We start from the raw sequence: 18,290 nt of genomic DNA, 5'->3' as shown, positions 1-18,290 counted from the left end.
GCATTCACAGGAAACAACTTGACCATCAAACGCTCCATCAATCAGAGCGTTGCTTCGACCATATGACTTTGCCGCGCGCATAAGGGGTGTGTCCTGCCAAATCAACGCGGGGTGCGCACGTTCCGATCCTGCAGGAGTAACTAGTACGTCAGGCCGAACCCGAAGGGGAACAGCTCGCCGTCAGTGGTCTCCTTATAGCCCGGCAAGTCGCTGTACTGCTCGCGGATCGCCTCAGCGGTACCGGCGAGCGCAAACGGCATCCGGCCCTGAGGTGCAACCTTGCCCGAGAGGACGTCCAGAAGAGCCGTGTCGCTCATGCCGAACCCGGCAACAATGGCACCGGCATCGCGGAGCCCGCTGGCCTCATCCAGAACGAAGGGCTGGCGGAAGTACACGTGCAGCACCACCTTCGAAGGATCCTCGATCTCGCTCATGACCTGCTTGATCGTGTCCAGTGACGGTGTGATCTTCCAGGATTCGGACTCAGCCATGGACGTGAAGTCCAGGATGCTGGACTCCCATGGCAGTGAGCCACCGAAGCGCAGCCCGTTGTCCGTGCACGACGCCGCGTCCTGGGTAACGCACGCATCCGCCGCACCGTAGGGGCTCTTCCCGTCGAGACCCTCCACGCCTTCCAGCGTCACCGGGTTGATGTGCTCGGGGTTCATGCCCGACGTCGGGCTGTTGCTGACGTAGGAGGACGTGTTCGCGTTGTTCACGGTCACCGAGATCAACGCGTAGTCACTGTCGGCAGCGCTGGGACGGTCTGCGGGGTTCTCCACGTTGCCGTTGGTGACGTTGTAGCCGTAACTCTCGACGGTCTTCTGAGTGAAGTCACCGAGGATGTAGACGTCCGACCCGGCCTTGAGCGGCAGAGTCTTGCCGTTGTCTGTCTCCCTGTTCTGAAGCAGCACTGCCGACTTGCGCTGCAGATCCAGCCCCACCTCGCGGTGCTCCGCACTCCCGACGACGGCGCCCGCCGCCTCCGCGTCAACGTACGGGTTCTCGAACAGCCCCATGCTGAACATCGGCTCGAGCAGCCGGCTCGCGGCCAGGGTGACGCGCTCCTCGCTGACGAGTCCGCTGTCCACGAGGTCGGTGATGGTCTTGACGTCGTGGAAGCCCGAGAGGGTGTCGGTTCCGCCGTTAATCGCCGCTGCCACACGCTCGGGGACTGTCTTGTCCTCAAGTCCCCAAGCGCGGTCGTTGATGATGCCGGTGTCAGAGTTGACGTAACCCTTGAAGCCCAGCTTGCCGCGGAGCAGGTCATTGACGATCTGGTTGGAGAACGCCATGCCAGTCTGGTCGTAGGTGACGCCGTCATGCGTGACGTTCACCGGCGCACCGTAGTACGGCATGATCGACGAGACGCCCGCGTTGATGGCTGCCTCGAAGGGTTGCAGGTGGTAGCCGAAGCCGCCGCCCGGGTACACCTGGGTCTTGCCGAAGGAGTAGTGCGCGTCGAGGCCGAGCTCCTGCGGACCACCGCCCGGGAAGTGCTTCATCGTCAGCGCTACGGAGGTATCGGGACTGAGGGAGTTGCCGTCGTCGTCGACCGGGCCCTGCAGGGTTTCCACCAGCTGGGTCATGATGTTCGAGTTGAGGTCAGCGTCCTCGGTGAACGTTTCATGCGCGCGGTACCAGCGCGGCTCCGTGGAAAGATCCGCCATGTAGCCGTACATCCCGCGCAGCCCGATGGACTTCCATTCCTCGCCCATGACGGTGGCGAAATCGTCGACGACGGACATGTCACCGGTGGTGGGATCCTCGCCGGTCCGCTTAGCTTCCTCGCCGAGGGCTGCCGCGGCAATGCCCGCTTCCTTCGGGAAGGAGGTGAAGGCGCCGGCGGATTCGTTGATCCCGGCGCGCGCATTCGGGTCGATGTGGTTGCGGGCGTTGGACTTGTACAGCATCGGGATGCCCAGTCGGGTTGCCTCGCCCAGCTCCTGGATGGTGTTCATGTAGGTCGCGGCTTCCTGCGGCGTCAGTGACGTGCTGGCTGCGAAGCCGCCGCCGGGACCGCCGCAGACGGCCTTGTCCTCGCTGGTCACTGTGTTGCGGAAGATGAACCGGTGCATCTGCTGGTTGTTGATGTAGTCGGTTGCCGCGGGGTCCAGCGTGCCGCGGGTCTGGGTGTCGACGTCGCACGCTGCATTGAGGGTGTCGATCAGCATGAGGCCGGCCTTCTCCTCGAGCGTCATCAGTGATACGAGGTTCGCGGTGCGCTCCCCGGCGGACAGGCGCCAGTCCTCATACGGGTCAAGGGTGCCGTTGGCGTTGAGGTCCTTGAAGGTGCGGCCCTTGACCTTGATGGTGTTCTTGACGCGCGCATCGAGCACCGGCGGCTTGCCGTGGTTGCCTTCGTTCTTGTTCACAGCTGCTGGCGTCCTTTCCGGGGACTTCGCCTGAAGCGGCAGAGCTCCGGCGGTCACCCCCAGCGTAAGGGTCAGGGGTAGTGCGACCGCCGCGGCAAGGCGCCGGCGCGCAGACATTCGTCGGAATAAACGGGTCATCTCGTGCTCTCCATCGAGTGTGGGAATGATGATCGGCGCCCCGGACACAGACAGGGACAGGTGCGGGGCGCCGCTTCAACTCTCACCGGTCGCCTCTCGGTTGCGGCAGGAGTTGCCACAAGTTGCTCCTGTTGCCGAAAGTTGCAGAGAGCAGAGGGGTGTCCGGACGCGCAAAAGCGCCGGAGAGCTGCAGGATCGTGGGGATGTCCCCACGAACGTGCACACTCTCCGGCGCTCGTACGCCGTGTTGACTGACGTGCCCGTTACGGCGTTGTCAGTCCCATGATCGTCGGTAGCCACATGGATAGCTGGGGGACGAAGGCGACAATGAAGAGCGCGGCGGTCAGGGCCCAGAAAAAGGGCATGATGCGGCTGATCATTGGTTCAATGCGCACACCTGCTACTCGGGCGGCTACGAAGAGGTTGTTACCGACCGGAGGAGAGATGTTCCCCAGGCACATGTTGAACACCATCATTGCGCCGAAGTGGATGGGATCGACTCCGAGTTGAACAACGATCGGCAGGAAAATCGGCGTGAAGATCAGGATTGCCGGGGTCGGGTCCATCACGGTGCCCACCAGGAGCAGAATAATCATGATCAGGATGAGGATGACAACGGTATTGTCGGTCAACCCCAGGAGCGCGTCAGCCACGAGTACAGGCACCCGGGCGAAAGACATCACCCAGGCGAGAATGCCTGATACACCGATGAGCAGCATGACGATGGCCGTTGTCTTCGCCGCCTCGAGGGTAATGGAGGGCAACGCGCGCACAGGCAATGTCTTCTGTATCAGGCCCAGGACCAGGGAGTACAGTACTGCGATGACCGATGACTCCGTAGCGGTGAAGATCCCGCTAAGGATGCCGCCGATAACTATGACGATCATCAGCAGAGCGGGAACGGCGCGCACCAGCACAATGCCGGCTTGGCGCAAAGTAACGTGTTGCCCTCCGCGAAGCTCTGGGCGCTTGCGTGCATAGAGCGCAACCATGGCCATGCATACCAGCGCCCATAACAGACCTGGGCCGATCCCGGCCATGAACAGGGCCGCAACCGAGGTGCTCGAAACGAGCGAGTAGACGATAAAGGTGTTGCTCGGCGGAATCAGCATTCCTGCAGGAGAAGCTGCCGCGTTGACTGCAGCTGAGAAGGCAGGGTCGTAGCCGGCCTTCTTCATCGGAGGCGAGAGCACAGAGCCCACGGCGGCGGCCGATGCAACCGACGCCCCGGATACCGCGCCGAACATGGCGTTGGATACAACGGTTGTCTGCGCCAGGGAAGCGGGCACACGCCCTGCTATTACCTGCGCCAGATCGATGAGGCGTTGCGCAATTCCTCCGGTGTTCATCAAGCCGCCGGCAAGGATGAAGAAGGGAATCGCAAGCAGTGCAAACGAGTTGCTCGCTGTGAATAGGCGTTGGGCGGATGTTAGGGCGCCTGAATCCCAACCAAGCAGGACAACGATGGCCAGGGCTGATGGGACGCCCATCGCAACAGCCACCGGAGCACCGAGAGCGAGTGCCAGGATAAAGCCACCTATGAGGACAATTGAGGCAAGAATAACGGGTTCCATAATGACCTCAGATGCCTTGGTTGTTTTCGTCGATTTCCGGCACGGGCTTCTCGGTGCCCGCAAACATCCCCACGATGTGGCACAGGGCGAAGAAGATAATCAGCGCGCCGACAACCGGCAGGATCAAATAGACCTGACCGACGCTGACCGGCATGGTGGAGATGTTCTGGGTCCAGGCGTTCGCTGCCACGGCCAGCCCGCCATAGATCATGACGAATCCGGCGAAGAAGATAATCGAACCCTCGACGGCGAGGGCGACAATTTTCTGCACGGGTGTCGCAAATTTGTTAACCAAAAGTTCAACGGCGATGTGTCCGCGCTCCGAAAAAACCAGCGCGGCACCGAGCAGCGCCAGGACAACGAAGACGTAGCGGGCTGATTCCTCAGTCCACGTGGCCGGCGCACCGAGCACCTGGCGCGAAAACACCTGCCAGGCAACGACGATGACCAACGCGGCGAAAATCGCGATGCACAACGCTGCCAGCACGCGGTCGATCAGCCGTCGCGTGACCTCCAGGGCTGCTACCACCGGCCCCCCGGTAGGGCGAGTGTTGCTCGCCCCACCGGCAGCTTGACCCGATTCCGGATCCGGAGTGATTGACCGATCGTCGCCCGTTCCTTCTGGCTGATCGCTGCTCACGTTTTCCATTGATTACTCTGCTGCTGCACGAGCGGCGTCGTAGATTGTCTGTTCCACCTCGGTGTCGATGAATTCCTCGATCAGGGGTTCCAGTGCCGCATCGAAGGCTTCGGCGTCGACATCGTTGAACTCGGTGCCGCTCGCTTCCAGGTCCGCGTGCGCCTTTTCGGTTTCATCCAGCCACAGCGTGGTGTGTTCCTCGACGGCGGCAGCCCACTGCTCCTCGAATGCCGCGCGGTCCTCTTCCGTCATGGCCTCAAAGGCGGCGGTATTGATGACCACGTAGTCAAGGCCCACCAGGTGGTTGGTGTTGGAGAAGTACTTGGCGACCTCGTTGTGCTTCTGGGTGAGGTAGGAGATCTCGTTGTTCTCAGCGCCGTCGATGACGCCGGACTGCAGCGCAGTGTAGACCTCGCCGAACGCCATGGGCGTGGGAGCTCCGCCCATCAGTTCGATCATGGTCATCTGCACGTCGGATTCCTGGACGCGGACCTTTTTGCCCGCGAGGTCCTCCGGTGTGTTGACGGGGCCGGCGGTGTTGTAGATGCTGCGGGTGCCCTGGGTGAAACCTCCGAGAACGGTGAGGTTCTGGTCCTCAAGGGACGTGTAGAGCTCGCCTACTACTGCATCGTCGCCGATGACGCCCATCTGGTGCTCAACACTGTCGAAGACACCGGGGAGGTTGAAGACCTGGAAGTCAGGGTTCAGGTTCTCCAGCTGGGTTCCCGAGACGACTGCCATGTCGATCGTGCCGTCACTCACCAGCTGAATTGCTTCCTGCTGCGCGCCGAGAGTCTCGTTTGCGTAGACTTCCACGCTCACCCGGCCCCCGGTGCTTTCCTCGACGTTGGTGCCCAGGTTGTCCAGGGCGATGTAGGAGGGATGGGTTTCGGTTTGGTTCAGGGCGAGACGCAGCGTCTGCGAATCACCGCCGGCGGATCCTGCCCCGCCGCCGCAGGCTGACAGCGCGAGCATCATTGCCGCTGCTGATCCGAGTACTGCGAAGTTCCTCTTAAAGTTCATGGTCTACCTTTTCCTGCCGCAATCGCGAACATCGTTGGTGGCGCTTTGGTGCTCTCTCAATAGAGCCAAGAAAGTGCTTCAACGTTCAAACAGTTGCCAATAGTTGCCTTGGCCGGGTTTATGGTGGGGGCGGAGGTCATCATGCCCGATTCGCGAGGTCTGCCCTCGATCTACGATGTCGCCCGCGTTGCCGGGGTATCGGCGTCGACCGTCTCGCGTGCCTTCGCCCGCCCGGGTCGGGTGAGCCACCACACAGCGCAGAAAATCTTCGCCGCGGCGATCGAGGTGGGCTACCGGTCCGCCCACGTTGCCGGCATCCAGCACCCCGGCGGACAACGCACATCGATGATTGCCCTGGTCATCGCTGACATCCGGAACCCGGTGTATGCGGAGATGGTGCGCGGGGCTGAAGCTGCGGCGGCGGAAGCGGGTTACACCATGCTGCTGGCCCACACCCAGGAATCCGAGCACAAGGAACGCCAGGCGCTCGAGCGGGCGCTACCGTCGGTAGACGGCATAGTCCTTTCAAGTTCACGGATGTCTGACTCAGCTATCCGCATGATGGCCAAGCAGAAACCACTCATCGTCATGAACCGGGCCGTCAAGGACGTAGCCAGCGTAGTGACCGACAACCCCCGCGGAATCCGCCGCGCTGCCGAACACCTCGGGGAAATGGGACATCGCTCCATCACCTACCTGGCCGGACCCGAGGCCTCCTGGGCAGACGGGATGCGCTGGCGCTCCCTGCGCGAAGCAGCTCTGGAACTTGAGCTGTCGGTCCGCCGGACCGGGTCCCATCTGCCAACCATCCGGGGAGGCGAAGAGGTTGCGGCTGAGTGGCTGCGCCACCGGACTCCCGGCGTAATCGCGTACAACGACCAGATGGCCATCGGCTTCATCCGTGCCCTGCAGCAGCGGGGCCTCAGCGTGCCCGGAGACGTCAGCGTAGTCGGCCACGACAACAGCTACGGGGCTGCGCTGGTCACGCCCGCGCTGACCACGATCGAGGCACCGCTGTACTCGCTCGGCGCAACTGCCGTGAACAATCTGCTGGCCTTTGCGGCCGGAGCCCGGTCCCGGTCCAACCAGCCGGTGGTCCTGCCCACCCGGCTGATTGTCCGCGACTCCACTGCACCGGCGGCCACATAGACCCGCGTTTGTTGCCAACAAATGGCAACTCGTTGACCCCGCTGGTTCGGCTTGGCAACGATTAGGCGCATGCCTCCTTCACTGTCTTCCCTCGCAGCCGAGCCGGACAGGCTCCTGCCGGCCGAACCCGGAGTGCGAGCAATCGCCCGGGACCTGCTTGCCCTTGTCGATTCCCTGCCCATCATCTCCCCGCACGGCCACGTCGACGCCGCCGTGCTGGCCCAGGACATACCCTTCCCAGACCCCGCAACGCTGCTGGTCACCCCGGACCACTACGTCGTCCGGCTGATCCACGCCAGCGGAGTTCCCCTCGACCGACTCAACCAGGGGCCGGTCACCAGCGCCGATCCACGGTCCGTCTGGCGCGAATTCTGCAAGGCATGGCCGCTGTTCGACGGCACCGCCTCCGGCTACTGGCTCCGCTCGGAGTTCCAGCACGTCTTCAAGCTGGACCAGGAAATTTCGGAGGCGACGGCGGACAGCACGTTTGACGCTCTTCAGTCCCGCCTGAGCGAACCCGCTTTCCGTCCGCGCCAGCTTTTCTCCGACTTCAACATCGAGGTGCTTGCCACCACCGATGACCCGCTCGATGACCTGCAGCACCACGCTGCCATCGCCGCCGATTCCAGCTTCCGCGGCAGGGTAGTGCCCACGTTCCGCCCGGATGCGTACATCAACATTGCCCATCCCAACTGGGTGGAGAACGTCGACCGCCTGATCGGAGTCGCCGGCGACGGCGCAGCAGGCTACTCCGGATACATCCGCGCAATGGAGAACCGACGCCGCTACTTCGTTGACCATGGCGCAGTGTCCGCCGACCATGGCGTACGCACGCCGCTGACCCTCAAGCTGGATAGGTCCGACGCCGAGAAGCTCTTCACCCGCGCTCGGTGCGGTGAATGGACGGCCGAGGACCGCGACGTTTTCGAAGCGCACATGATGTACGAAATGGCGCGCATGTCCGTCCAGGACGGGCTGGTCATGACCATCCACCCGGGCTCCTACCGCAACCACCACCTGCCCAGCTTCGAGAAATTCGGCGGCGATACCGGCCACGACATCCCGTTCCCGGTCAGCTACACCGAGGCGATCCGCCCACTGCTCCAGGACTTCGGCACCGCACCGGACTTCCATCTGGTCCTCTTCACGCTCGACGAGACTGTTTTCTCGAGGGAACTGGCACCACTGGCAGGCTTCTACCCGTCCGTCTACATCGGTGCACCGTGGTGGTTCCTTGACGCCCCCGACGCCATGCTCCGTTTCCGGTCGGCAATCACGGAGACGGCCGGTTTCTCCCGTTCATCGGGTTTTATCGACGACACCCGGGCTTTCTGCTCTATCCCCGCGCGCCACGATGCCTCACGCCGCATCGAAGCATCCTTCCTCGCACGGATGGTGGCCGAGCACCGCATCACTGCCGCGCGGGCAGAAGAACTCATTGTCGACGTCGTTGACGGCGCCCCGCGGCGGGTCTTCAAGCTATGACCGTCCAGCACGAAGCCAAGACGCTGAACCGAACCACCGCTGACCTACCGCCCGCTGCTCCCGTGCGGATTGTGCACATCGGCCTCGGGGCATTCCACCGCTCGCACCAGGCCTGGTACACCGGACAGGTTGACCCGAAACACCAGTGGGGCATCGCGGCGTTCACCGGCCGCAGTCCCGAGGCAGCGGCAACACTCGCTGCCCAGGACGGCCTCTACACCCTCGTGGAGCGCGGCGACGACGGCGATGAATTCAGCATCGTGGAAAGCATCAGTGCAGCGTACGACGGCGCGGACCTCGCCCAGCTCACGAAGCTGCTGTCAGCGCCGGACACGGCGGTGCTGACCATCACCGTCACCGAACCGGCCTACCATCTCGGCGCGGACGGTCGCCTGAACACCTCGTCCGACGTTGTCGCTGCCGATGCAGCTGCCCTGCAGCGCGTGTGGACACCCGAGAGCAGCCTCGCTGCGAGCGACGGTTATCCACAGCTGGCAACGATGGGCGCGCGTGTGCTGCTCGGGCTCGATGCGCGCCGCCGCGCGAACGCTGGTCCGATCGCCGTGGTCTCCTGCGACAACCTGGCCTCAAACGGCGCAGCGGCCCGCGAGGCCATCCAGGGCCTTGCCGCACTGGTGGCCGACGAGCTGGCCACCTGGATCGCCGGCAACGTGTCTTTCGTCGACACCTCGGTGGATCGCATCACCCCGCGCACCACGGACGCCGACATCGCAGCCGTCCGCAAGGCCACCGGGTTCGACGACGCCGCCCCGGTGACCACCGAGCCCTTCTCCAACTGGGTCCTCAGCGGGAACTTCCCCGCGGGGCGCCCGGCGTGGGAAAAAGCCGGGGCGGTCTTTGTCGATGACATTGCGCCCTTTGAACAGCGCAAGCTCTGGCTGCTCAACGGCGCCCACTCACTGCTTGCGTACGCCGGACAGCTGCGCGGACTGCGCACTGTGGCCGATGCCGTGGGCGACTCCTCCTGCACAGCAGACCTCGAGGCGTTCTGGAACGAAGCCGCGGCGCACCTGAACCAGCCGGGACTCGACGTTCCGGCCTACCGGGCAGCCCTGCTGAGCCGCTTCCGCAACGCGCGGATCGAGCACCTGCTCGAACAGATCGGCGCCGACGGCTCCACCAAGCTCCGGATGCGGGCTGTGCCGGTATTGCTCGCCGAGCGTTCCGCGGGCCGAACCGGTGAAGGCGCTGCCCGCGCGATCGCCGCGTGGGTTGACTTCCTGGCCCGCCGGCACGACGACGGCGCGAGGCCGGCCGACGCTGAAGCCGATCGTCTCGTCGGACTTCTGGAACTCGCGGGCGCCGACCTCACCACGGCCCTGGTCACGGTACTGAACGCCGACCTCGGAGCAGATGCCGCCGTCGTCGACCTTGTCCACAATCTCCGGGGCAGCTGGTAACAGCTCCCGCTGAAGCATTCCCTCCCGCACGCTCCGGCGAGCGCATCCCCTTGCTACTCATTCGAAAGGAACACCCATGAAAATTGTTGCCGCGGAAGTCATTGTCACCAGCCCGAGCAGGAACTTTGTCACGCTCAAGATCACCACGGATGAGGGGATCACCGGGCTCGGCGACGCCACCCTCAACGGACGCGAGCTGGCTGTCGCCACCTACCTCAAAGAGCACGTCACGCAGCTCCTGATCAACAAGGATCCGCACCGTATCGAGGACACCTGGCAGTTTCTCTACCGCAGTGCGTACTGGCGCCGCGGTCCCGTGACCATGGCCGCGATTGCCGCCGTCGACATGGCTCTGTGGGATATCAAGGGCAAGGCCGCCGGCATGCCGGTGTACCAGCTGCTCGGAGGGGCATCGCGGACTGCGCTGCGCACGTACGGCCATGCATCCGGCCGCGACCTGCCGGAACTGTTCGACTCCATCCGCAAGCACCTCGACGAGGGTTACAAGTCCATCCGCGTGCAGACGTCGGTTCCCGGCATCAAGGCCCTCTACGGCGTGGCTGCACAGGCGCAGGCAACCGGCGAACGCTACGACTTCGAGCCCGCCGGCCGCGGCGCCCAGCCCACCGAGGAGGACTGGGACACCAGGGCGTACCTCCGACACATCCCCACCGTGTTCGAGGCTGTCAGGAACGAGTTCGGCCCCGAGCTTCCGCTGCTGCACGACGGCCATCACCGCATGACGCCGATCCAGGCTGCGAAGCTCGGCAAGTCATTGGAGCCGTATGACCTGTTCTGGCTTGAGGACGTCACTCCTGCCGAGAACCAGGACTCGTTCCGGCTGATCCGCCAGCACACCACCACTCCCCTGGCAGTCGGCGAAATCTTCAACACCGTCTTTGATTTCCAGACTCTCATCCGCGAGCAGCTCATCGACTACGTGCGCGCGGCATCCACCCACTTCGGCGGAATTTCGCCGTTGAAGAAGGTCATGGATTACGCGGCGCAGTACCAGATCAAGTCGGGCTTCCACGGCCCCACCGACGTCTCCCCCGTCGGCCTGGCAGCACAGACCCACGTCGGCCTGGCCATCCACAACTTCGGCATTCAGGAGTACATGGAGCACAGCGAGAAGACGAATACCGTCTTCGAGCAGTCCATGACCTTCACCGACGGCTTCCTGCACCCGGGCGACAAGCCCGGCCTCGGCGTCGAGCTGAATGAGGAGGCCGCGGCCTCGTTCCCGTACCAGCAGGCGTACCTGCCCTACAACCGTCTCTCCGACGGTACGGTGCACGACTGGTGAGCGCAGGGCTGACGGGAGCACCGCTGGTAAACGTGCATCACGTCGTCGTCATGGGTGTCTCCGGCTGTGGCAAGAGCACGGTCGGAGCGCTCCTTGCGGCCTCGCTGGGAGCGGAGTTCCTCGATGGGGATTCGTTGCACCCGGCGTCCAACGTCGAAAAGATGGCTGCCGGAATCCCGTTGAACGACGCCGACCGGCAACCGTGGCTCGAGGAGATCGGGCGGCGGTTCGCTGCGGCCGGAGGCAAGCCGCTCGTCATCGCGTGCAGTGCGCTGAAGCGTTCCTACCGGGACCTGATCCGGGCCGGCGCTGCAGATGCGCGCTTCGTGCACCTGCATGGCACCGCGGAACTGCTCGCCGCACGGATGGCGGCCCGGCCTGGGCACTTCATGCCGACGTCGCTCCTGGCCTCGCAGCTGCAGACGCTTGAGCCGCTGCAGGCGGATGAGGCCGGCGTCGTACTTGATATTGCCGAGACGCCGATCGAACTCGCCGCTCAGGCCGGGCGCTGGCTCGCGGGGCATCCCGTGAGCGCACGCTCGGCCTGACGCCGCCTGGTCTCACGAGCAAAGCGGACGGGCTCGGGAGCAAACCGGACGGGCTCGGGAGCAAACCGGGCGAGCTGGCGAGCAATCCGGACGAGCACGGGAGCAATTCGGTCTTCGTAGAGCAGAATTTTGCTCTGAAAACTCCGGTTTGCTCACGCCGCGCTACTTCGCCGCGAGCCGCCTCACCCGGGAGCTACTTCGCCGGGATCAAGCAGCTGCGCCAGGTGGATACCCTTCCGCTCGCTGAGGTCCTCCAGCTGGGTGCGGCAGGAGTAGCCGTCAGCAAGTACGACGGCGTCCTCCGCCGCCGCACGGACCGCCGGCAACAGCTGCTGCTCAGCCACCGCAACGGACACCTCGTAGTGGCCGCGTTCCACGCCGAAGTTGCCCGCGAGGCCGCAGCAGCCGCCAAGTTTCTGCAGCGTGGCGCCCGCGCCTTCCAACAGCGCCGCGTCCGGGCTCCAGCCCATCACTGCGTGGTGATGGCAGTGCGGCTGCGCGACGACGGTGGTTCCCTCCAGCGACGGCGGCTCATAGCCCGGCGTCTTCGCCAACAGCTCGGCCAGCGTGTGAGTGGCACCCGCAACCGGCCCTGCCTCAGCCCGGCCCAGCAGCTCGATCGAGTCCGACCGCAGCACCCCGGTACACGAGGGCTCAAGGCCCACAATGGGAATCCCCTGTTCGGCATACTCCTTCAACGTCTCCACGGATGAGCGCAGAATCTTCCGTGCGCTGTCGAGCTGCCCCGTTGAAATCCAGGTCAGCCCGCAGCACACGGGCTTCGCGGCGATCCGGACGTCATATCCTGCGTCCTCGAGCACCCGGACGGCGGCCTTGCCCACCTCGGGGGAGAAGTTGTTGGTGAACGAGTCCGCCCAGAGAAGCACCTGCGGCCGGGCTCCCGACGCGGACAAGGATGCAGACGCGGGTTCGGACGCGGACAGGGAGTCGGACACAGCCAGCGATGCGGTTGCTGGCCCGGATTCGGAAGCCTGTTCCACGCCGGAGGCCTGCCGCGACTCGAACCACTTATGGAAGGTCTGCGGCGCGAAGGCAGGAATTTTCCGCCGCTGGTCCACCCCTGCCACCCGCAGCCCAAGCTTCCCCAGACCCGGCAGGCCCACCGATGCATTCACCAGGCGCGGGGCAACCGAGGCCAGTGACGCCCACCGCGGCAGCCAGCCCAGTGAATAGTGCGACGCCGGCCGGATCCGCCCCTTGTAGCTCTGGTGCAGCACTTCGGCCTTGTAGGACGCCATGTCGATTCCCGTGGGGCAGTCCGAGGCGCAGCCTTTGCAGGACAGGCACAGGTCCAGCGCCTCGTGGACCTCCGGCGCCCGCCAGTTCGGCTTGCCGTGCTTATGGCCGGCCGCGGCCCCGCCGACAACGCTGCCGTTGATCATCTCCTGCAGCGCCCGGGCGCGGCCCCGCGTGGAGTCCTTCTCTTCAAGCGTTGCGATGTAGGACGGGCACATCACGGTCTGGTTATCCCGGTGGGCGGCACGGCACTGTCCCACTCCGGTACAGCGGTGGACCGCCTGGCTGAAGTCGCCGTCGTCGTGCTCGTAACCGAAAGCCAGGCCGGTACGCAGCGGGCCCGCCTCGGCGACGCGGAGGTTCGCATCGAGCGGCTCGGGATCAACGAGCACCCCCGGGTTCAGGATGTTGTCCGGGTCAAAGATGCCCTTGACCTTCCCGAACAGCGACAGGGCAGCCGGCGTGTACATAAAGGGCAGGAGCTCGCTGCGCGCCCGCCCGTCGCCGTGCTCACCGGACAGGGACCCGCCGTACGAAGCAACCAGTCGCGCCGCATCGGTGAGGAACGCGCGGTAGGCGGCGGCGCCGTCGTCGTGCTGGAAGGGAAAGTCCAGGCGTACGTGGACGCAGCCGTCGCCGAAGTGGCCGAACGGGAAGCCGGTGAGGTTGTGGGTGAGCAGAAGCTCGTCGAATTCGCGCAGGTAATCACCGAGGCGCTCGGGCGGGACGGCCGCGTCCTCCCACCCTGCATGCGCGGGCGCTCCCGCGGGTGATCGGCCGGCCAGTCCGCCGCCGTCCTCGCGGATCCGCCACAGCGCGGCAGCCTGTGCAGGATTGGTAATGATCCGGGAGTGCCGGGCAGCGTCGACCCGGCTCACTGCAGCAGCCCGATCTGCAACCTCAAGCGCATCGTCGCCCGAAATCTCCACGAACAACCACGCCGCTCCCCCAGGCAGTTCCGGCACGGCCTGCGGCCCCTTCCGCGAGCGCACCACCTCCACAATGCGTGAATCCAGCCCCTCACATGCGGTCGGCTTGAACGGCAGGACCGAGGTCACAGCGTCGCCGGCCTCCCCGATGTTCTCGAATCCGAGCACCACCATGGTCTTGTGCGGCGCATCGGTGACCAGCCGCACACCTGCTTCCAGCACGACGGCGAGCGTCCCCTCGCTGCCCACCAGCATCCGCCGCAGGTCGAACCCCCGCTCCGGGAGGAGATGCTCCAGCGAGTAGCCGGACACCTGCCGGCCGAAGCGGCCCAGCTCTGTGCGGATTGTCCCCAGATTGGCGCTCACCAGCGAGCGCAGCGCGTCGGTTTCGGGCGACGACGGCGCCTCCCCCGCCCCCAGCCGCAGCCGGGTTCCGGCGCCGGTCATCACGTCGAGGTGCGTCACGTTGTCGGCAGTGCGCCCGTAGGCGAGGGCCCGCGATCCACAGGCGTTGTTGCCGATCATTCCGCCCACCGTGCAGCGGGTATGCGTCGACGGATCGGGCCCGAAGCGCAGCCCGCTGGCAAGCGCCACCTTCTGCAGGGTGGCGTGGACTGCGCCGGGTTCGACGACGGCGGTCCGGCTCTCGGCGTCGAACTCCAGAACGCGGTTCAGGTGGCGGCTGAAATCGATGACCACCCCGCGGCCAATCGAGTTTCCTGCAAGGGACGTACCGGCGCCGCGCGAGGTGAACGGGATGCCGCGTTCCCGGCACACCTCAAGGGTGGTGAGGACCTCGTCAAGGTGCCGTGGAAAGACGACGGCGGCTGGCTGGATCCGGTAGAGCGACGCGTCGCTGGAATAGACGGCGCGGGAGGTTGCGTCGGCCCGGGCATCCCCGACACCGCGGGACTGCAGTTCAGAGACAAGGGATCGGGGAGCTGTGAGCGTCGTCGCCATGGGTAACATGTTACATGCCGCAAAAGTCCGATCCGCGGCTACGCTTGGCTTATGCCTCCTGCCCAGACGCCGCGCCCGCCGTCGCTGACCGAGCGCACCATCGAAGCGGTGCGGGACGGCATCCGGAACGGCACGTTTGTACCCGGCGAGCTGTACTCGGTGTATCAGCTGGCGGACAGGTTGAGCGTGTCCCGCAGCCCCGTCCGCGAGGCGCTGCTCCGGCTGGCCGAGACCGGGATGGTGGCCATCGAGAAGAACCGCGGCTTCCGCGTCGTCCTTCCGGGTGCGCGCGAACTGGCAGAGATCATGGCGGTCCGGGTGGCCCTTGAGGTTCCGGCAGCGGCGCAGGCGGCGCGGCGTGCCGCCCCCGAAGACCGGGAGGCTCTGGAGCAGGAACGCGAGGCAATGCAGCAGGCCGTGCGCGACGGCGATGAGGGCGCCTTCCTCCTGCACGACCAGCGCCTCCACGGCCTCCTGCTCAACCTTGCAAGCAACAGCCACACCATCCGCATCATCGAGAACCTGCGCGACGCCACCCGCCTCATCGGCATGTCCACCATCCGCACGTCCCGCTCACTCGATGACGTCTACGCCGAGCACCTGCCGATCCTGACCGCCGTCGAACACGGTGACGCCTCCGCCGCCGCCGAGGCGATGCGCCGCCACCTTGAATCGACGGGGAAGCTCCTGCTGCGCGGAGCGGCAACCGGGAACGACGACGTCGACCGCCTCTGGGAGGACTACGTCGGCTGAGCGGCGCCACCAGTGATGGCGCCTGCACCGGGTGCACGGGTAGAACTGAGGTATGGAAAGCTCGCTGATACTCGGTCCCATGCTTCGGTATGTCGACGAAACGACGGCAAGCGTGTGGGTGGAAACGCGCGAAACTGCACGGGTACGGGTCAGCGCTGCCGGCCGCAAATGGGAAGCGGTCACCTTCTCGGCGCACGGACACCACTACGCCCTGGTTGAGGTTGAGGGTCTTGAGCCGGGATCCAGCTCGCCGTACACAGTGGAGATCGACGGACAGCGGGTGTGGCCGGAGGAAGATTCGCCGTTCCCAGCGCCGACCATCCGGACCCTTGAGCCGGAGCGTCCTTTCCGGCTCACCTACGGCTCCTGCAGGACAAGCGAAGTGAATGACCTTGCGGCGCACAAGTCGCATGGCGTTGATTCCCTGCTGGCGTTCGCCCTCGATCTCGCGACGCAGAACGAGGCGGCGCGGCCCGATCTCATAGCATTTTTGGGTGACCAGGTGTACGCGGACCTCCCGAGCGACGAGATGCTGCAATTCATTCGGGATGACCGCGGCATCTCCACCAAGCTGGATGCTGAACTGCGCGATTACGAGGAATACACGCAGATCTACCGGATTGCGTGGTCCGGTCCGGCCATCCGGTGGTTGCTGTCGACTTTGCCGAGCGCCATGATCTTCGATGATCACGACATCCGGGACGACTGGAACTCGTCGCTGCTATGGAAGAAGAAAGTTGCAACGATTCCCTGGTGGCGGGACCGCATCGTCTCCGGCCTGGCGTCCTACTGGGTATACCAGCACCTCGGCAACCTCTCGCCGGACGAACGCGCGGCTGACGAAATCTGGCAGGCAATCCGGTCCCATCAAGGGCCTGGCGAACTTGAGCTCAGCCCATTACTCGAGGCGGTCGTGGAGGAAGCGGACCGGGACCCTGAGCGTTACCGCTGGAGCTTCTGCCGCGACTTCGGCGACACCCGCCTGATCGTCCTCGATTCACGGGCAGCACGAGTGCTTCAGCCTGGGCAGCGCTCCATGCTCGACCGCAAGGAACTGCAGTGGCTCGACGAGCGGATGCGTGGGGACCGGCGGCATCTGCTCGTGGCCACGTCCCTGCCGTTCCTGCTTCCGCGGGGGCTCCATCACATCGAGGACTGGAACGCTGTGCTCGCCGACGGCCGCTGGGGTGAACGCCTCGCCGCCGTCGGTGAGTGGATTCGGCAGGCCATCGACCTGGAGCACTGGGCGGCGTTCCCCGAGAGCTTCCGCGCCGTCGCAACCATGGCCACGGAGGTTGCAACAGGGAAGCGCGGCACGGCTCCGGAAACGGTGACCTTCCTGTCCGGTGACGTCCATTTCTCCTATATCGAGGAGGTGGATCACCCCATGCAGTCGCGTGTGCTGCAAGCCGTGTGTTCTCCGATTCGGAATCCGCTACGGCCGGCGCTGCGCTGGGTTGCGGCGCTGATGTCGACCCGGGTGGCCGGTCCGCTTGGCGGCGTCCTGGCGCGCTTCGTTCCGCACCCGCCGTTCCACTGGTCCACCCTGAAGAAGCCCTGGTTCGACAACAACATCGCAAGCCTGGAGGTCACGGCGGAGGGGTTGAAGCTGCGGTGGGACACCGGCGTCGTCAGTGGCGGGCATCATGCCGCCCCGACGCTGCAGGAAGTCACCTCGATCACCATCGCGCCGCACCCGGTTGAGGCAACGGATGCTCACTCGCGATAGCACTTCAGCCATCCGGTAGCGGTGAACCCCTATCGCGTGCCCGAACGCTTATCGGGCGCCCACATCGGTAACGCAGTGTGACCGGGAGGCTATGAACCCGCCGGCTCCAGCAGCTGAGCCGCAAGGTCGGCGAGCTGGTCCTGGGTGATGCCATCGAGCTCGCCCTGGCTCATCGCCTGCACGTTCACGATCACTCCATTGCCCCGCGCTGTAACCGAGAGGTTGTGGAAGACCGGCTGCCCGGCCAGCTCCTGAGTCACGCGAAGGGCAAAGGACTCCTCGCCGATGCGGTCCAGCGGCACCTCCTCCGTGATGGAGGTGATGGTGTTGCCCTGAATGGTCGCGGTCACCTCAGCGCACTTCTCGAGCGCCTCGCGGCTGATGTTGAACCCCTGCTGAACCGCATCCTCCGTTGATCCGTCCATCAGGACCACAGCCAGGTAGCCGCCCGATTCGTCAGCAGCTCCTACACCGCTGACCGCTCCAGCTGCCAAGTCCCCCGATGCTGCAGCATTCCCGGTCGCGTGGTCCTTGCACTCGGCCGGCTGAATATCGGCGCCCTCCATCGCCGACTGCACAATTTCGAGTCCCGCGGCAGCCTGCTCGGCAGAGACGAGCTGGAAAGGGTCCCCGAGGGCATCGGACAACGCTGTCACTCTCGCTTCTAGTTCTGCCTTACTTGGCGCCTCAACGTTCGCGGGTGCCGCAGCCGCCGACGAGGAGGCAGGTGCCGGCGTCGCGCTGGTGGGTGCCGGCGCCGCGCTGGTGGTTGCCGGCGCCGCGCTCTCAGTGGACTGACCCGAAGCCGCGGCGCTCGCGCTCGCTCGCCCAGCTTCCGGCTCCTCACCGGAGCCGCCGCTGCAGCCGGTCAGCAGCAACGCTGCTCCGAGTACGCACGAAGTTGCCAACGATGCCTTCATGAAGTCCCCCAAATTCAGCTACGGCCGTACGCCGGTGCACAGACCAAGTTGCCGATAGCACTTCAGCCATCGGATAGCGGTTG

Annotated in this window: 13 protein-coding genes; 7 read left to right on the top strand and 6 right to left on the bottom strand. The window is 65.0% G+C overall.

Features of this window, described 5'->3' with window-relative positions:
• Positions 1–140: 140 nt before the first annotated feature.
• The 4 genes from Q0877_RS12030 to Q0877_RS12015 form a co-directional block, all read right to left on the bottom strand.
• The gene (locus Q0877_RS12030; protein ID WP_299168114.1) at positions 141–2,513 is read right to left on the bottom strand and encodes a glycoside hydrolase family 3 N-terminal domain-containing protein; all 2,373 of its coding nucleotides are present in this window, start codon (positions 2,511–2,513) and stop codon (positions 141–143) included.
• Between the two features lie 263 nt (positions 2,514–2,776).
• Positions 2,777–4,087: a TRAP transporter large permease gene (locus Q0877_RS12025; RefSeq protein ID WP_299168112.1), complete on the bottom strand. Its 1,311-nt coding sequence runs from the start codon at positions 4,085–4,087 to the stop codon at positions 2,777–2,779.
• A 7-nt stretch (positions 4,088–4,094) separates the two neighbouring features.
• Entirely contained in the window at positions 4,095–4,727 is a 633-nt protein-coding gene (locus tag Q0877_RS12020; RefSeq protein WP_299168110.1) for a TRAP transporter small permease, read from the bottom strand.
• Positions 4,728–4,739: 12 nt separating this feature from the next.
• Entirely contained in the window at positions 4,740–5,750 is a 1,011-nt protein-coding gene (locus Q0877_RS12015; protein ID WP_299168107.1) for a TRAP transporter substrate-binding protein, read from the bottom strand.
• 141 nt (positions 5,751–5,891) lie between these two features.
• On the opposite strand from Q0877_RS12015, the gene Q0877_RS12010 reads away from it, so the two are divergent.
• The 5 genes from Q0877_RS12010 to Q0877_RS11990 all read left to right on the top strand — a co-directional run bounded on the left by Q0877_RS12010 (position 5,892) and on the right by Q0877_RS11990 (position 11,659).
• Positions 5,892–6,899 (top strand): LacI family DNA-binding transcriptional regulator, encoded by a 1,008-nt coding sequence (locus tag Q0877_RS12010; protein WP_299168105.1) that lies wholly within the window; start codon positions 5,892–5,894, stop codon positions 6,897–6,899.
• A gap of 69 nt (positions 6,900–6,968) precedes the next feature.
• Positions 6,969–8,384 carry a glucuronate isomerase gene (gene uxaC, locus Q0877_RS12005; RefSeq protein WP_299168103.1) on the top strand — a complete coding sequence of 472 codons (1,416 nt, stop codon included), beginning with the start codon at positions 6,969–6,971 and terminating at the stop codon, positions 8,382–8,384.
• Positions 8,381–9,805: a mannitol dehydrogenase family protein gene (locus Q0877_RS12000; protein WP_299168100.1), complete on the top strand. Its 1,425-nt coding sequence runs from the start codon at positions 8,381–8,383 to the stop codon at positions 9,803–9,805. Before uxaC ends, Q0877_RS12000 begins: the two co-directional genes overlap by 4 nt.
• A 76-nt stretch (positions 9,806–9,881) precedes the next feature.
• On the top strand, positions 9,882–11,111 hold the full coding sequence (gene manD / locus Q0877_RS11995; RefSeq protein ID WP_299168097.1) for a D-mannonate dehydratase ManD: 1,230 nt from the start codon (positions 9,882–9,884) through the stop codon (positions 11,109–11,111).
• A complete protein-coding gene (locus Q0877_RS11990) occupies positions 11,108–11,659 on the top strand; it encodes a gluconokinase (protein ID WP_299168095.1) in 552 nt (183 codons plus the stop codon). The genes manD and Q0877_RS11990 overlap by 4 nt, the downstream gene beginning before the upstream one ends.
• A 182-nt stretch (positions 11,660–11,841) precedes the next feature.
• Here Q0877_RS11990 and Q0877_RS11985 read toward each other — a convergent pair whose 3' ends face one another.
• Positions 11,842–14,805 (bottom strand): FAD-binding and (Fe-S)-binding domain-containing protein, encoded by a 2,964-nt coding sequence (locus Q0877_RS11985; RefSeq protein WP_299168093.1) that lies wholly within the window; start codon positions 14,803–14,805, stop codon positions 11,842–11,844.
• A 51-nt stretch (positions 14,806–14,856) separates the two neighbouring features.
• Here Q0877_RS11985 and Q0877_RS11980 point away from each other — a divergent pair, with 51 nt between their 5' ends.
• Together Q0877_RS11980 and Q0877_RS11975 are read left to right on the top strand one after the other, a co-directional pair.
• Positions 14,857–15,558, top strand: coding sequence for a GntR family transcriptional regulator (locus tag Q0877_RS11980; RefSeq protein ID WP_299168091.1), 702 nt, complete (start codon positions 14,857–14,859; stop codon positions 15,556–15,558).
• A 52-nt stretch (positions 15,559–15,610) separates the two neighbouring features.
• On the top strand, positions 15,611–17,287 hold the full coding sequence (locus tag Q0877_RS11975; protein WP_299168089.1) for an alkaline phosphatase D family protein: 1,677 nt from the start codon (positions 15,611–15,613) through the stop codon (positions 17,285–17,287).
• A gap of 89 nt (positions 17,288–17,376) precedes the next feature.
• On the opposite strand, the gene Q0877_RS11970 is transcribed toward Q0877_RS11975, so the two are convergent.
• Entirely contained in the window at positions 17,377–18,207 is an 831-nt protein-coding gene (locus tag Q0877_RS11970) for a hypothetical protein (RefSeq protein WP_299168087.1), read from the bottom strand.
• Positions 18,208–18,290: the final 83 nt, after the last annotated feature.

Source organism: uncultured Arthrobacter sp. (assembly GCF_947495145.1).
Taxonomy (GTDB): domain Bacteria; phylum Actinomycetota; class Actinomycetes; order Actinomycetales; family Micrococcaceae; genus Arthrobacter_D.
The sequence above is the reverse complement of the archived record's forward strand: the minus strand, read 5'-3'. Positions and strand labels throughout refer to the sequence as shown.

What these genes read in the sequence shown, in the direction of transcription:
- Q0877_RS12030 (WP_299168114.1), bottom strand. Translation starts at nt 2,513, where the DNA reads ATGACCCGTTTATTCCGACGAATGTCTGCGCGCCGGCGCCTTGCCGCG.
- Q0877_RS12025 (WP_299168112.1), bottom strand. Translation starts at nt 4,087, where the DNA reads ATGGAACCCGTTATTCTTGCCTCAATTGTCCTCATAGGTGGCTTTATC.
- Q0877_RS12015 (WP_299168107.1), bottom strand. Translation starts at nt 5,750, where the DNA reads ATGAACTTTAAGAGGAACTTCGCAGTACTCGGATCAGCAGCGGCAATG.
- Q0877_RS12010 (WP_299168105.1), top strand. Translation starts at nt 5,892, where the DNA reads ATGCCCGATTCGCGAGGTCTGCCCTCGATCTACGATGTCGCCCGCGTT.
- uxaC (WP_299168103.1), top strand. Translation starts at nt 6,969, where the DNA reads ATGCCTCCTTCACTGTCTTCCCTCGCAGCCGAGCCGGACAGGCTCCTG.
- Q0877_RS12000 (WP_299168100.1), top strand. Translation starts at nt 8,381, where the DNA reads ATGACCGTCCAGCACGAAGCCAAGACGCTGAACCGAACCACCGCTGAC.
- manD (WP_299168097.1), top strand. Translation starts at nt 9,882, where the DNA reads ATGAAAATTGTTGCCGCGGAAGTCATTGTCACCAGCCCGAGCAGGAAC.
- Q0877_RS11985 (WP_299168093.1), bottom strand. Translation starts at nt 14,805, where the DNA reads ATGGCGACGACGCTCACAGCTCCCCGATCCCTTGTCTCTGAACTGCAG.
- Q0877_RS11980 (WP_299168091.1), top strand. Translation starts at nt 14,857, where the DNA reads ATGCCTCCTGCCCAGACGCCGCGCCCGCCGTCGCTGACCGAGCGCACC.
- Q0877_RS11975 (WP_299168089.1), top strand. Translation starts at nt 15,611, where the DNA reads ATGGAAAGCTCGCTGATACTCGGTCCCATGCTTCGGTATGTCGACGAA.
- Q0877_RS11970 (WP_299168087.1), bottom strand. Translation starts at nt 18,207, where the DNA reads ATGAAGGCATCGTTGGCAACTTCGTGCGTACTCGGAGCAGCGTTGCTG.